Source organism: Streptomyces sp. 840.1, assembly GCF_003751445.1.
GTDB lineage: Bacteria > Actinomycetota > Actinomycetes > Streptomycetales > Streptomycetaceae > Streptomyces.
Window position 1 is genome coordinate 625,229 of record NZ_RJUU01000002.1, and the last position, 13,971, is coordinate 639,199.

Sequence of the window (13,971 nt, forward strand, 5' to 3'; positions counted from 1 at the left end):
CGGTTCCGGGATCGAGGAGGAGTCATGCACGCACCCCGCGCGGTTGTCATCGGCAGCGGAATCGGTGGGCTCACGACGGCGGTGGCCCTGCACCGCTCGGGCTGGCAGGTCACCGTGCTGGAACGGGCCGGGACGCTGGAGCCCGTCGGTGCCGGAATCAGCCTCGCCCCCAACGCCCAGCGCGCCCTGGACGTCATCGGGCTCGGCGACGGGATCAGGTCCCTGGCCGCCTGGCAGGGCGAGGGCGGCATGCGCTCACCGGGCGGCCGCTGGCTCGCCAGGACCGACAGCGCCGCGGCGGCCGAGCGGTTCGGCGGCCCACTCGTCCTGCTGCACCGGGCCACCCTGGTCGGCCACATAGCCGCCGCGCTCCCCGCCTCCGCCATCCGCACCGGGTGCCCGGCCCGCCTCGTGGACCCGGGCACCGCAGGCGGCCGGCCCGCCGTGGTCGGCACTCCGGACGGGACCGTCGAGGCCGAACTCGTGATCGGCGCCGACGGCATCCACTCGGCCGTACGGGAGGCGCTCTTCCCGGACCACCCCGGCCCCTCGTACGCGGGCTTCACCACCTGGCGCGTCCTCGTGCCCGCGCCCGCCGAGTCCTTCGCCCCGCACGAGACCTGGGGCCGAGGCGCGCTCTGGGGCACCCAGCCGCTCAAGGACGGCCGGATCTACGCGTACGCGGCGGCGGTCGCCCCGGCGGGTGCGCGGGCCGCCGACGACGAGCGGGCGGAACTGCTGCGCCGGTTCGGCGACTGGCACCGGCCGGTCCCCGCGATCATCGACGCCGCCGAACCCGGAGCCGTCCTGCGCAACGACGTCCACCAGATGACCGACCCGCTGCCCGCCTTCCACCGCGGCCGTACGGTGCTCGTCGGGGACGCCGCCCACGCCATGGCTCCCACCCTGGGCCAGGGCGGCAACCAGGCCATCGAGGACGCCGTCGTGCTCGCCCACCACATGGCACCGGGGGCCGACCCGGGCGCCGGCCTCGCCGCGTACACCGCCGACCGGCTGCCCCGGACGACCGCCGTCGTCCGCAAGGCGGCACAGGTCTCGCGGCTGATGCGCCTGTCCGGTCCCGTCTCCGTCGCGCTGCGCGACTTCGCGATGTCCACGGCCTCCCGCCTCGGGCCCGGTCTCGTCCTGCGCACCTTCGACGGCATCGCCGACTGGCGTCCGCCGCAGCACACGTATGCTGCCGGGACGAACGACGCGCCGGTAGTACGACCGAGGTGGACCACCACGGACGAGAACCGCGACGCACGGCGCTGAACAGCAAAGAGGGAGACCCAGTGAAGGTCGGCTGCATCGGGCTCGGAGACATCGCGCAGAAGGCATACCTGCCGGTGCTCAGCGCCCTGCCGGGGGTCGAACTGCATCTGCAGACCCGTACCCCCGCCACCCTGGCCGCCGTCGCGGAGACCCACCGGATCCCCGCCGCGCAGTGCCACACCGACCTCGGCTCGCTGCTCGCCCAGGGGCTGGACGCGGCGTTCGTGCACGCCCCGACCGCGGCCCACCCGGAGATCGCCGGCCGGCTGATCGAGGCGGGCGTGCCCACCTATGTCGACAAGCCGCTGGCGTACGGGTTCGCGGAGTCAGAGCGGCTGGTGGAGCTGGCGGAGGCCCGAGGCGTCGGCCTGACCGTCGGATTCAACCGCCGTCTGGCGCCCGGTTACGCCCAGTGCGCCGAGCACCCGCGCGAGCTGATCCTCATGCAGAAGAACCGGGTGGGACTGCCGGAGGACCCCCGGACCATGGTCTTCGACGACTTCATCCACGTGGTCGACACCCTGCGCTTCCTGGCACCCGGGCCCGTCGAGCACACCGTCGTACGGGCCAGGATCCGCGACGGCCTGATGCACCACGTCGTGCTCCAGCTGTCCGGCGACGGGTTCACCGCCATCGGGGCGATGAACCGGCTCAGCGGCTCGACCGAGGAACGGCTGGAGGTCTCCGGCCAGGACTCCAAGCGCGAGGTCGTCAACCTCGCCGAGGTGATCGACCACAAGGGCCAGCCGAGCGTGAGGCGGCGCGGCGACTGGGTGCCGGTGGCCCGCCAGCGCGGCATCGAGCAGAGCGTGCTGACGTTCCTGGACGCCGTGCGGGCCGGGCGGACGCTGAGCGCCCGCGACGCGCTGGAGACGCACGAGCTGTGCGAGCGCGTCCTGCGCGACCTCGACTGCGCCTGAGGGCCCTCCGCCCCCGGGCCTCGGCCGGGGCCGTCGTTCCTCCGGATGCGTGCGGACCGGGGGCGATGCAGGCTGAGGAGATGGACCGTCGGCCCGTGGAGGTGACCTCGTGAAACCCCGCCACGAGCCCCAGGGCTGGGGTGCTCTCCAGCCCCCGCCCGGCTACTACTCGGCCGACGGCCGTCCGCCCGACGCCATGCAGCGCGCCCTGATCCTCGACTGGGCGGTGAGCCAGCGGGTCGCGTGCGGCTGGCGCGTGGAGTCCCGCTCCGAGACCCAGGTCGTCATGGTCAGGGGCCGCCCCCTGAACCATGTGCTGCACGCTGTCCTGACGGTCTTCAGCTGTTTCCTCTGGGGCGCCGTGTGGCTGGTGCTCGGTGTGACCAGCAAGGTCGAACGGATCGCGCTCACCGTGGACGCCATGGGCGACATCATCACCGTGAACGGTCCGGGCCGGAACACGTTCTGAGCGCCCACCCCTCATGCCTCACGCACGGGGCTCCGCGGCAGGGTGTGCGGTCCGCACGGACGCCGCGCCGCCGTCCGTGACGCCTGCGGCGACCGCGCCCGCCGGTACGGACCGGCCGGGCCTGCCGCGCACGGACCGGACGCCTTCGAAGGCGCAGAACGCGGCCAGGACGACCAGCGCGCCGTACAACGGCCAGTCACCCAGCCGGACATACAGGGTGGTCCCGCCGGCCATGGGCACGCCGAACACCTCGGCGCCGCTCCTGTCGGTACCGAGCGGAGCCCCGATCCGCTCGCCCTGCGGCCCGTACACCGCACTGACGCCCGTCAGCGTGGCGTGCACCATCGGGCGGCCGTTCTCGGCGGCCCGCAGAGCGCCGAGCGAGGCGTGCTGGGCGGGCGCCCAGCCGTGCTGGAACGACGAGGTGGACGACTGGGCGACCAGCACCTGCGCACCGTCCCTTGTCAGCTGCCGGCTCATGTCGGGGAACGCGCTCTCGAAACAGACCAGCGGACCGATGCGCAGCCCGTCCGCACCGGGCAGCGTCATCGTCACCTGCCGGCTGCCGCGCAGCCGGTCCTCGCCCGCGGCCCTGCCCATCGAGGTCGCCCAGCCGAGTGCCGAGCGGGCCGGAACGTACTCGCCGAACGGAACCAGCCGCATCTTGTCGTAACGGTCCCCGGTCAGTCCCTGCGGACCCACCAGCACCGCACTCTTGAAGATGCCGGTCCGGTCCGACGCGTCGGTCTGCCTGGCGTCCACGTTCACCAGCACATCCGCACCCACCAGCCGCGACAGCGCCGCGATCCGGGCCGCGACCTCGGGCCGCCGGACCGGGTCGACCGCGATGCTGCTCTCGCCCCACACGACCAGGTCGACGTCCCGGCCCGCCAGCGAACGCGTCAGCTCCTCACTGCGGGCGAGCCGGCGCTGCACACTGCCTGGCCCCTCGATGACACCGGGCTGCACGACGGCGATCCGGGCCTCTCCCGAACGCTCCGGCCGGGGCGCCCACATCCACACCGAGCCCACCACCACGGCACCCGCCACGAGCGAGATCACGGCCACCGTGCGGGCTGCCGAGGCCACAAGCAGCACGGTCAGCGCGGTGTTCACCGCCACCACCAGCAGGCTCACCAGCCAGACCCCGCCCACCGAGGCCAGCCGGAGCGCCGGTGTCACCTGCCACTGGCTCGCGCCCAGCAGCCCCCACGGGCCGCCCAGCGCCTCCCAGGAGCGGGCCAGTTCGATCAGCAGCCAGCCGCAGGGCACCACGATCACGGCCGCCACCACCGCCGTGCCGGACAGTCGCCCGCCCAGCAGACGGGAGACGAGCAGGCCCCACGGGGCCCACAGCAGCCCGAGGAGGGCCGCCAGCACCACGATGAACACATGGAGGCTCGGCATCAGCCAGTGGTGCACGGCCAGCATGTATCCGGTGCCGCCGAGCCACCCGTCCACGGCCGCCCGCCGGCCCGTGGCGGCGGACCGGATCAGCAGCAGCAGGGGCACCAGGGCGACGTAGGCGAACCACCACAGCGCCGGAGCGGGGAACGCGAGTGCCGGCAGCGCACCGGCCAGGAGCGCGGCGACGCCACGCCACAGGGTGGATCCGAGTATCCGCTCGCCCCACTCGCGCCGCTGCCCGGCCCCGGTCCCCATGGAGCGCCTCCTCGTCCTGCCCGTATCGTCCTGCCCGTGTCACCGGGTCCCTCGGGAGCCCGCTCCCGTGTTCTCCCCCAGTGTGGGGCAGCGGAAGCGGACCGGCGCGGATCATTCGGCGGCGAGAGCGCCCGTCATGCTCCGCCACTTCTCGTGAACGGTCACACACCGGATCCGCCAGCCGCCCTCCGTACGGACCAGCTCGAAGGCGTAACGCCCGCCCGAGACGAAGTTCGGTGCCGTCGCGGCCGCTTCGTCCGGGGCGCCCCCGGCGCCCTCGGTGCCGTTCCCGAGCCGCATCGGGTTCATGTAGTCGGCCTGGACCCGGGCGCCGTCGCCCGGGTAGCCGCCGAGATCCTGGAGGTCGAGCCGGCGGTTGACGATCAGATGCTGCCGTACGGGGAAGAGCAGCATGGTCTGCGAGAGCCATTGCGCGACCTCGGGGGCGGGCCCCTCGATACCGCCCGCGGTGCGGTAGTCGGCGCGGCCGTCCGGGGTGAACAGCGCCCGGTAGTCCGCCCATTCGCCGTCGTCCACCGCCACCGCGTAGCCGGTGATCACTGCGTCGATGGAGATCCGGTCCATCACGGTCGAGAGATCCACACGCTGCGTCATCGGGTCAGTCTGGGCCCAAGGGCGTCAGGGGCCAAGAGCCGTGCACCGACGGCGTCAGCCGGGGACCACGGCCACCGGGCCCCGCGCGTGGGTGAGCGTGGTCTGCGCCACCGGGGAGAGACCGAGACCGAGGGACTCGCCGCCCCTGCGCCTCCCGATCACCGTCAGCGCCGCGGTCGCCGACGCCGCCACCAGCGTGCGCGACGCGGAGCCGTTGACGGGCTCCATCACGACCTCGGCCTGCGGGTACATCTCCCGCCGGCCCGCGGTGAGCTCGGCGAGCGTGCGCTCGGCCGAGCCGACCGCCGCGTCCCGGTCGAAGGCCGGCCCGCCGGACAGCATCGAGGAGAACATCGTCCAGCCGTGCACGATCCGCAGCCGCGCGCCGGGCCGCGACGCGACCGCCGTGAAGGCGAACTCCAGCACCGGCCCGCTGCTCTCGTCGGCGGCCACACCCGCCACGACGTCCCTGAAGTCCTCCGCTTCGGCCTCCCCCTCGTCCGCCGGGTCGCCCTCCCGCATCCCGCCGTGGACGACGACCACGGGGCACCGGGCCATGGACGCCGTCGCCAGGCTGTTGGACCCCAGCATCAGGGAACGGAAGCCGCCGAGTCCGCGTGAGCCGACCACCACCATCGACGCGGCGCGGCTGAGCGCGGTCAGCGCCGCCGCCGGGAAGTCCAGCGGTGCGAGGGTCGTGGGGTGCAGCCCGGGAGCGATTTCGTTCACCCGGGCCACCGACTCCGTGAGCAGCTCCTCCGCCTCACGCTGCTGCGCCTCCTGGCCGGCCCGCCGGGTGGGCGCCAGCGCGTGTACGACCACCAGCCCGAGGCCCCGGCCTTGCGCCTCGCGGGCCGCCCAGTCCAGTGCGTCGCGACCGGCCGGCGAACCGTCGACGCCGGCGATCACGGGAAGCTCGGTGCTGCTGGTCATGGCTTGCTCCGGAGTGCGCCGGCGGGAGTCCCGGTCCGGCACGCGCGCGCCGGGGACGTACTCCGTACGCTACGGCGCGCACCGGCAGGGGGCCTCCCGGCAGGGTCGGGCGGCGGCAGGTCAGGATGTGCCGCCGGGCGCCGGACCGCCCGCGGAGTTCACGAATGACATGGACGCTCTTGTCCTCGTCTGCCGTCGCGCCTGCACCTATGCTCACGGGATGGAGCAGAGCGAAGTCGTGAAGCGTGTGATCGGCATCCTCACCGAGGCGGGCGAGATGCGCAGGCTCTTGGAGGAGAGCCCGGACCGCGGTGACCCCAGCAACGACTCGACCGTGGTGACCGCCCTCCTCAACGAGACGATGCCACGGATCGCCATCCCCGAGGACGCCACCATCGAGGACGTGGTGGGCCTCGTCGGCCGGGAGGTCGGCGGCGCGGTGGAGCAGTTGGTCGGAGCGTTCACCCTGGCGTTCGCGATGCTGGCGCAGGTGCACGACTCCGGCCAGACGGATGTGACGTCGGCGGATGTGCTGCAGGATCTCGCCCTGCGGGCCGAACAGTTCGGCACCGAGGGACCGGGGGAGACGGACGCCTGAAGCCCCGGGAGCGGTCGGGGTACGCACCGGCACGCTCATCGACTTCGGCTCTCGGGCCACGGATCAGGGAACGCCGGTGGCTGTGGCCCGAGGGCCGGTCTGCGGGCACCGCGTCGCGGCGGCCGGTGCCGCGCGGATGACGTCCTCGCCGGCCTGCCCCGCTCGTCCGAGGCCGGCCCGTACGGGCTCCCGTCCCTCCGGAAGAACCGGGCCCTGGTCATGTACCGGCCGTCGCGATTCCGGTCCCCGCCGTCAAGCGGCTGAGAAATGATGGCCGTTGTCCAGACCGGCGAGCAGGCCGGGCTCCGAAGGTTCCCGGCCGAGGGTCCGGCGGGTGACGAGACCGGACGCCGGGAAGCGCGGCCGGAGTCCGTCGATCACACGGGATACTGCTACTCATGCGCGTCGACTTCGATCCTCAGACCATGCAGTCCGCGGAGTTCTACCGGCTGCTCACCGCCGTGGTCGTCCCCCGGCCCATCGCCTGGATCTCCACCGTCACCCCCGACGGCGAGACGGCCAACCTCGCACCGCACTCCTTCTTCACGATCGCCTGTGTCAGCCCGCCCGTCGTCCAGTTCACCTCGGTCGGGCGCAAGGACTCGCTGCGCAACATCGAGGAGACCGGCTCCTTCGTGGTCAACTTCGCCCCGGAGCACCTCTTCGAGCAGATCAACGCGACCGCGACCGACTTCCCCCGCGGCGTCAGCGAGTTCACGGCCGTGGGTGTCGAGCCCGAACCCAGTCTGAGGGTGAAGCCGCCGCGGGTGGCGGGATCGCCGGTCGCCCTCGAATGCGAGCTGCACAGCACGGTCCTGCTGGGCGACTCCACAGTCGTCTTCGGCCGGGTGGTGCACGCCGTGGTCGACGAGGACGTCATGACGGACGGCCACCCCGAAGCCGCCAGGCTGCGCCCGCTGACCCGGCTCGGCAAGGACGAGTGGGGCACGTTCGGAGGCGTACGGGAGATCTCCCGCGTCCCGTACGCCCAGTGGCAGGAGGACCGCGGCACCCGGTGAGGGGGAGGCGGTGCGCGGGCCGCGAGCGCGGGCTCGTCGGCCCGGCGCCCTCCGGCTCCGGGGGAGCGCCGCTACTCCACCGGGCGTACGGACACCGCCTTCCGGCGTACGACGACACCCCGGCGCGCGCCGGGGGATCCTGCGCCACATGGAGAACCGGACGACAGCGACAGCCCCGGCCGGACGGGCGGGCGGCGGCGCCCCCGGTCCGCGCACGCCCTTCCCGGGCCGGCGAGGGGCAAGGCAGGTCGAACGGCTCTGCTACGTGACGGCAGCCGTGCTGATCGTGTCGGGACTGGTCCACCTCGTGGTCCTGCTCGTCGACGGCGGCTCCTGGGAGGGCCCCGTCTCCTGGCGCAAGCCCGTCACCTTCGGGCTCTCCTTCGGCCTGACGCTCATCGCGATCGCCTGGGTCTCCTCGTACCTGCGGACGGGCGCCCGCGCCCGGACCGTGCTGCTGGGGCTGTTCGCCGCGGACTGCGTCCTGGAGGTCACCGGGATCACCGTGCAGGCGTGGCGGCACGTGCCGTCCCACTTCACCATGGAGACCGCCTTCGACACCGGCGTCTCCATGACACTGGCCGTCGGCGGGGCAGGGCTGGTCGCCCTTCTCGCCGCGCTCTCGGCAGCCGCGTTCCTCCGGCGGCCCGGCGGACCGCCCGGCATGGCGCTCGCGCTGCGGGCGGGCTGCGGGATTCTCGTCATCGGGCTGCTGTCGGGCGCGGCCATGATCGCGCGCGGTGTCTATCTCACCCGCACCGGGCATCAGTTGGCCGGATACGCCTCCACGGCCCCGCTCAAGCCCCTGCACGGGATCAGCCTGCACGCCGTACTCGTGCTCCCGGTACTGGCACGCCTCCTGGCCATGACATCGTGGAGCCCACACACCCGCGTGTCCGTCGTGCGGGCCGCCGCCGGCTGCTGGGCGGCAGCCGTCGCGGCAGCGCTGGTGTGGGCGGTCGCCGCCTGCTGATGCGGCCGTGAAGGCGAACACGGGGGCGCACCGGCGACGGTGCCGACGGCCGGACCAGCGGCAACGGATAGTCTCTGCAAGCCTCGTCGGATACCGGTGCCCTGGTGGGTGTGGGACCGGGACGATGCCACACCCCCGTCGTCGCCGCGGTCCACGGACCGGCCGGCCTCGGGGCTCTCACAGCAACTGCGATGTACAGGAGACCCGATGGCTGAAACCCCGCCCCGCCAGGTCCAGCGGCGCTCGGACGAGAGCGCCGCCGGCTCGGCGGCCGAGGCCCCGGGCCGTGTCGAGGCACTACCGACACCGCGCTACCAGGGGCTGTTCGTGGAACCCGATCTTCCGCCCTTCGTCGAGACCGAGTGACGTAGTGGGCCGAGCTCAGGGCTGCCCCCGTTCCCGCTCAGGCGGGCACGGGGGCAGCCCTGTCATGTGCGCCCGTCCGTGACATCGAGCCGTCCCGGGAGGCCCCCGGCTGTGCGCGCGCCGCCCGTCATGGAAGCTGTCGGCATGAACATCTCTGCCGACGAAGGCGCACCGGACCGGGCCGGCTACCGGCGCTCAGCGGGATCGCCGCGCGGTGAGGCCAGGCGCAGGGAACTGCTCGACCTGGTCACCGAGGACCTCGCGGCCAACGGGATCGTGGACTTCTCGCTGCGGCGCGCCGCCCGCGCGGCCGGCACCACGCACAAGGTGCTCCTCTACCACTTCGACGGCGCCGACGAGCTGCTGGTGCAGGCCACCGCCGAGCTGCGCCGTCGCCGCACCGGAAAGGCGCTGGCCGCCGCCACCGAAGGAGGGGCCCGCAGGTCGCTGGGGGACTGGGTGCGCGCGATCTGGCCGATTCTGCTGGACGACGACGAGGCCGCGGTGCTCGATCAGGCCATCGGCCTGGCCATGTACGACTCCGGACGGTACGCCGCACTCGGCCGCGAGGCGTCCCGGCAGTACCTGCCCACGCTCCTTGCGGTCTGCCCGGAGCACTGGTCCGCGCGCCGCCGGCTGGAGGTCGCCGAGATGGTCCTTGCGACGCTCCGCGGCTTCCTGGTGGACGCCCGGACCAGCGGCGACACCGAGGGGGTGGCCGCCGGTTTCGAGGCCCTGGTGCGCGCGCTGGAGCGTGAGGAGGCGGCCGGTGAATGAGTGTTGCCGCCGATGGCCGCAGGGCCGGACCGGGCGGGCGATGGACACGATGTGAACCACGTGGTTCACTTTTTGGGAGGGATGAATCCTGCCCACCCGGAGGTCGTCATGAGCACGTCCGCGGAACCCCAGAAGCTCCCATTCGCCGAAGGCACCCGCGGGGCGTCCAGCCGCCCCGGACGGGCCACCGGGGCGACGGTCACGAGGGAGATCGAGCTGTCGGCCGGGACGGTCGCCTACGAGGACACCGGAGGCGACGGCCCGGTGGTGGTCCTGCTGCACGGGCTGCTGATGGACGCGTCCCTGTGGGACGGGACGGTGGCTGGGCTGTCCGCCGGCCACCGGTGCCTGGCGCCGACGCTGCCCCTCGGCGCGCATCTTCACGCGATGCGCGCGGACGCCGACCTGTCCTTGCGCGGGACGGCCCGGCTGGTCGCGGAATTCCTCGACCGGCTGGACCTGCGCGACGTCACGCTCGTCGGCAGCGACACCGGCGGGGCCCTGGTCCAACTGCTCATCGGGGACGGCGGCCTCGCGGGGCGGGTGGGCCGGGTGGTGCTCGTCTCCTGCGAGGCGTTCGACAACTACCCGGCCCGGGTGACGGGCCGGACTCTCGCGCTCGCCGGCCGGCTGCCGCCCCGTCTCTTCGGGTTGTTCATGCAGCAGATGCGGCTGCGGGTGGTGCGCCGCCTCCCGGTCGCGTTCGGATGGCTGACCCTGCGGGGCGACGCGGCGACCCGCCGGTGGGTGCGGCCCGTCATGACCCGGCCGGATATCCGCCGCGATGCGGTCCGGACGCTGCGGGCGGCGGCCGCGGACGCCCGAGCGCTGGCCGGGGCCGCCGGCGCCCTGGAGTGCTTCGACCGCCCCGCGCTCGTCGTCTGGGCGGCCGGCGACCGCGTGATGCCGCCCGAACACGGCCGGCGCCTCGCGGAACTCCTGCCGCAGGGGCGCCCGGCCGAGATCCCCGACAGCCGCACACTCGTCCCGCTGGACCAGCCGGAGCAGCTGGCCCTGGCGATCGGGGAGTTCGTGGGCGCGCGCCACGAGTGACGTACCGCCGGGCCTTCGCCGGCCCCGCGTCGCCCGCCGACGGGGCGCCTATTCGCAGGCGGTTCCGTCGCCGTCGCGGTCCAGGTGCCGCCCGTAGCCGGGTTCGCCGGCGTGAATGGGCGCGGCGCCGGCCGCCCGGACGGCGGTGCAGTTGGCGTAGTACGCCGAGCCGGAGCCACCGCCCGTCCCGGAGCCGCCGGAGGTGCCTGACCCGCCGGAGCCGTCGGGGTCGGGTGCGACGGTGACCCTGACGGTCTTCGTCCTCGTCACCGTCGGAGCCGGTTCGGGGGAGGCCGTGACGGTCTTCGTGACGGCGGGCAGCGGCTCGGCCGACGCGGTCGCCGTGGCCGTAGCGGTCAGCGTTGCCGTGACGGTCGCGGCGGGCGCGGCCTTCGCGTCGGCGGCCTTCTGCGTCCCGGTGCCGTCGTCGGCGGCGCCGATGCCGACACCGACGAAGAGCAGGACGACCGCCGCCGGAATGATGATCCGCTTCCGCGACCAGCCGGGCCTGCCCCGGGAAGGCGCCGGGGGTACGTACGGGTTGGGCCCGGCGGGCTCGGGCGGCGCGCCCCAGGGCGGCGGTTGCGGCGGCGGGTTGTGCGACATGGGTCCCCCAGGTGATGCGTGGGGCACGACCGTAGCGAGGTCGTGCGAGCCGGTGTGAGCCATGCATTCCATTAGTGATGAACTTGTGACCAAATGGTGGGCGAAGGGTGGGTGCTCCACCTGACGCGTGGGAAGCCGGCCCGGGAAGCCCGATCGAACCCGGCACCGAACGACCGCCTGCGGCCTACGCTCAACAGGTGGGAGCGCCCCGGCGACACCTACCGAACAGGAGAGATGATTGATCACTCCGGCACCGCCCCGGCGCCCGTGCCGCCGCTACGGCGCAGACGGCACCCCGTGCTCCTCGACCACCACCCGCGCCGACGGATGGTGCGGCCGGTGCGACGGCTACACGACCGCCAGGCCCGCCGTGACCCCCGACGTCTCCGCGCCGCGCCGCTCCGAGTGGCGTTGGGGGACCGGCACCTGGACACCCGGCACTCTCGGTATGGACTCCGACGAGGCGTACGAGATCGACGTCACCCCGGGCGCCGTCGCGACGTACGGCAGGGTCCACGCCGTCGTGCCGAAGGTCGCTGAGACGCAGATCCGCTCCCTGCTCGAAGACCTGATCTCCGAGCAGGCCGACACCGAACGAAGCGGCACCGGCACGTGGCGGATCTACTTCCGCAGACACGGATACGGCCTGGTCATCAGCGCGGACCGCAGCCACGTCCTGCGCTACTGCACCCGTCACGCGGAACGCACCTGGGCGCAGTACCGCACAGGTGTCACCTCGCGCATCAGCGGCCCCGGAGGCCTCGCGGCCTGGAAACGTGAAGCCGTTGCCCGACACCTCCCCCTGCCCGTCGGCGGCAAGGTGCTCAACCTGTACGCCCGGCACACCCTCGGCCTGAAGGTCACCCGCGACACCATCGACGACATCGCGCGGAGACTCGCGGCCCACCTCGGCGACAACGTCCTGCCGCACTGGTCCCGCACCGAGGAGGCGGCCGTCGAGGACGGCCACGGGAACACCTGGGTCCTGCTGCGCACCGAGCGCTTCCCCGACGGGATCGTCGCCACGGTCTACGCCACCGGCAGCGAGCCGGTGAAGCCGCCGAGCCGGGAGAAGTAGCTGCGGCGGGCCCGTTCACGCACGATCATGGCTGCCATGGAACGACCGAGGCCTGTCATCGAGTGCGCAGACGTCGCCCTGCGGAGCTGGCGGGGAGAGCAGGACTTCCCGTCGGCACACAGGCTGATCGAGGAGTCGCTGGACCACCTGCGCCCCTGGGAACCGTGGGTCGCCCAGCACAGCGAGGAGAACACCCGGGGCTTCCTCGCGAGGTCCGGAGCGGGTTGGCTCGGCGGGCAGGTGTACAACTACGCGGTCACCGAGGACGGCACCCTCGTCGGCATGTGCCAGGCCTACCGCGGCGCCGAACCCACGGGCTGGTTCATGGGGTACTGGCTGCACCCCGCCGCCACCGGCCGGGGCATCGCGACGAGAGCGATGTCGGCCCTGACAAGCGAGATGTTCACCCTGCCCACGGTGGAGTACCTGGAGATCGCGCACGACTCGGCCAACACCGCGAGCGCGGCCGTACCGCGCCGGCTGGGCTTCACCGAGGTCCGCCGTGAACGCGCGGCACCGCCCACGGCCCCCTCGGGGACCGGGATCGAAGTGATCTGGCGCCTGTACCGGCCGAGGGCGCACACCATCGTGAGGCCCGTCTGAGGCGCTCACCGGTGGCCTTCGCGCGTCCGGCGGGAGTGGCGCGTCAGGCGTCACATCGGAAGGCGATCGCCCAGCAGGTCATCCGGCGGACTCACCGGCGTGCGGGCTCAGGGCGCCGGCGCCGACCAGAGCGAAGAGCACAATGCCCAGAACGATCCGGTAGATGACGAACGGCATGAAGCTCTTGGTCGTGATGAACTTCATGAACCAGGCGATGACGACGTACCCCACGCCGAACGCGATGAACGTGGCGAAGATCGTCGGCCCCCAGGCCACATGTCCCTCGCCCGCGTCCTTCAGCTCGAAGACGCCCGAGGCGAGCACGGCCGGGACCGCGAGCAGGAACGAGTAGCGGGCCGCGGCCTCGCGGGTGTAGCCCATCAGGAGACCGCCGCTGATCGTGGCGCCGGACCGGGAGACGCCCGGGATCAGGGCCATCGCCTGGCAGAAGCCGAAGATCAGGCCGTCCTTGATGCCCAGTTCCTTGAGGGACTTGCGCTCCTTGATCGCCCGGTGCTTGCCGCCGGTCTCGTCGCGGGCGGCCAGGCGGTCGGCGACACCGAGCACGATGCCCATCACGATGAGCGTGGTGGCGATCAGCCGCAGGTCGCGGAAGGGGCCCTCGATCTGGTCCTTGAACGTCACGCCCAGCACGCCGATCGGAATGGAGCCGACGATGACCAGCCAGCCCATCTGGGCGTCGTGGTCGCTGCGCATCGAGCGGTCCGTCAGCGATTTGAACCAGGCTCCGACGATCCGGACGATGTCCTTGCGGAAGTAGATGAGGACTGCGGCTTCCGTGCCGATCTGGGTGATGGCGGTGAACGCCGCTCCCGGATCGTGCCAGCCGGCGAACGCCGCGGTGAGCCGCAGATGGGCGCTGGAGGAGATCGGCAGGAACTCGGTCAGTCCCTGAACGAGGCCGAGGACGAAGGATTCGAACCAGCTCATGGGGCTTGGGCCATCCTGAAGGGATCATGCATCGTCCGCCGGGCATCGGAGCCGGTCGGCAGCGTGCGGATTG

Annotated in this window: 16 protein-coding genes; 11 read left to right on the forward strand and 5 right to left on the reverse strand. The window is 72.9% G+C overall.

Annotated features, from left to right (window positions below):
• The first annotated feature begins 24 nt into the window (after positions 1-24).
• From EDD93_RS29140 to EDD93_RS29150, 3 genes are all read left to right on the forward strand, one after another.
• Complete coding sequence (locus EDD93_RS29140; RefSeq protein WP_123528470.1) at positions 25-1,275, forward strand: FAD-dependent monooxygenase; 1,251 nt, start codon at positions 25-27, stop codon at positions 1,273-1,275.
• Between the two features lie 20 nt (positions 1,276-1,295).
• A complete protein-coding gene (locus tag EDD93_RS29145; protein WP_123528471.1) occupies positions 1,296-2,195 on the forward strand; it encodes a Gfo/Idh/MocA family protein in 900 nt (299 codons plus the stop codon).
• A 109-nt stretch (positions 2,196-2,304) separates the two neighbouring features.
• A complete protein-coding gene (locus EDD93_RS29150) occupies positions 2,305-2,664 on the forward strand; it encodes a hypothetical protein (protein WP_123528472.1) in 360 nt (119 codons plus the stop codon).
• An 18-nt stretch (positions 2,665-2,682) separates the two neighbouring features.
• Here the strand turns inward: EDD93_RS29150 and lnt are convergent, their stop codons facing one another.
• The 3 genes from lnt to EDD93_RS29165 form a co-directional block, all read right to left on the reverse strand.
• Positions 2,683-4,326 carry an apolipoprotein N-acyltransferase gene (gene lnt / locus EDD93_RS29155; protein WP_123528473.1) on the reverse strand — a complete coding sequence of 548 codons (1,644 nt, stop codon included), beginning with the start codon at positions 4,324-4,326 and terminating at the stop codon, positions 2,683-2,685.
• A gap of 111 nt (positions 4,327-4,437) precedes the next feature.
• A complete protein-coding gene (locus EDD93_RS29160) occupies positions 4,438-4,941 on the reverse strand; it encodes a nuclear transport factor 2 family protein (RefSeq protein ID WP_123528474.1) in 504 nt (167 codons plus the stop codon).
• 54 nt (positions 4,942-4,995) lie between these two features.
• Positions 4,996-5,874, reverse strand: coding sequence for a universal stress protein (locus EDD93_RS29165; protein ID WP_123528475.1), 879 nt, complete (start codon positions 5,872-5,874; stop codon positions 4,996-4,998).
• A gap of 220 nt (positions 5,875-6,094) precedes the next feature.
• On the opposite strand from EDD93_RS29165, the gene EDD93_RS29170 reads away from it, so the two are divergent.
• The 6 genes from EDD93_RS29170 (at position 6,095) to EDD93_RS29195 (ending at position 10,660) form a co-directional block, all read left to right on the forward strand.
• On the forward strand, positions 6,095-6,472 hold the full coding sequence (locus EDD93_RS29170; protein WP_123529413.1) for a hypothetical protein: 378 nt from the start codon (positions 6,095-6,097) through the stop codon (positions 6,470-6,472).
• 398 nt (positions 6,473-6,870) lie between these two features.
• The gene (locus EDD93_RS29180; RefSeq protein ID WP_123528476.1) at positions 6,871-7,491 is read left to right on the forward strand and encodes a flavin reductase family protein; all 621 of its coding nucleotides are present in this window, start codon (positions 6,871-6,873) and stop codon (positions 7,489-7,491) included.
• 148 nt (positions 7,492-7,639) lie between these two features.
• Positions 7,640-8,464, forward strand: coding sequence for a hypothetical protein (locus tag EDD93_RS29185; protein WP_260255980.1), 825 nt, complete (start codon positions 7,640-7,642; stop codon positions 8,462-8,464).
• A gap of 207 nt (positions 8,465-8,671) precedes the next feature.
• Complete coding sequence (locus EDD93_RS39725; protein WP_185092559.1) at positions 8,672-8,830, forward strand: hypothetical protein; 159 nt, start codon at positions 8,672-8,674, stop codon at positions 8,828-8,830.
• 144 nt (positions 8,831-8,974) lie between these two features.
• Positions 8,975-9,607, forward strand: a complete 633-nt coding sequence (locus EDD93_RS29190; protein WP_123528477.1) for a TetR/AcrR family transcriptional regulator — start codon at positions 8,975-8,977, stop codon at positions 9,605-9,607.
• 108 nt (positions 9,608-9,715) lie between these two features.
• On the forward strand, positions 9,716-10,660 hold the full coding sequence (locus EDD93_RS29195) for an alpha/beta fold hydrolase (RefSeq protein WP_123528478.1): 945 nt from the start codon (positions 9,716-9,718) through the stop codon (positions 10,658-10,660).
• Between the two features lie 48 nt (positions 10,661-10,708).
• Here EDD93_RS29195 and EDD93_RS29200 read toward each other — a convergent pair whose 3' ends face one another.
• Positions 10,709-11,266 carry an excalibur calcium-binding domain-containing protein gene (locus tag EDD93_RS29200; protein ID WP_123528479.1) on the reverse strand — a complete coding sequence of 186 codons (558 nt, stop codon included), beginning with the start codon at positions 11,264-11,266 and terminating at the stop codon, positions 10,709-10,711.
• Positions 11,267-11,504: 238 nt separating this feature from the next.
• On the opposite strand from EDD93_RS29200, the gene EDD93_RS29205 reads away from it, so the two are divergent.
• The gene (locus EDD93_RS29205; protein WP_123528480.1) at positions 11,505-12,344 is read left to right on the forward strand and encodes a hypothetical protein; all 840 of its coding nucleotides are present in this window, start codon (positions 11,505-11,507) and stop codon (positions 12,342-12,344) included.
• A 36-nt stretch (positions 12,345-12,380) separates the two neighbouring features.
• Complete coding sequence (locus EDD93_RS29210) at positions 12,381-12,947, forward strand: GNAT family N-acetyltransferase (protein WP_260255981.1); 567 nt, start codon at positions 12,381-12,383, stop codon at positions 12,945-12,947.
• 78 nt (positions 12,948-13,025) lie between these two features.
• On the opposite strand, the gene EDD93_RS29215 is transcribed toward EDD93_RS29210, so the two are convergent.
• Positions 13,026-13,898, reverse strand: coding sequence for an undecaprenyl-diphosphate phosphatase (locus tag EDD93_RS29215; RefSeq protein WP_123528482.1), 873 nt, complete (start codon positions 13,896-13,898; stop codon positions 13,026-13,028).
• Between the last annotated feature and the right edge of the window lie 73 nt (positions 13,899-13,971).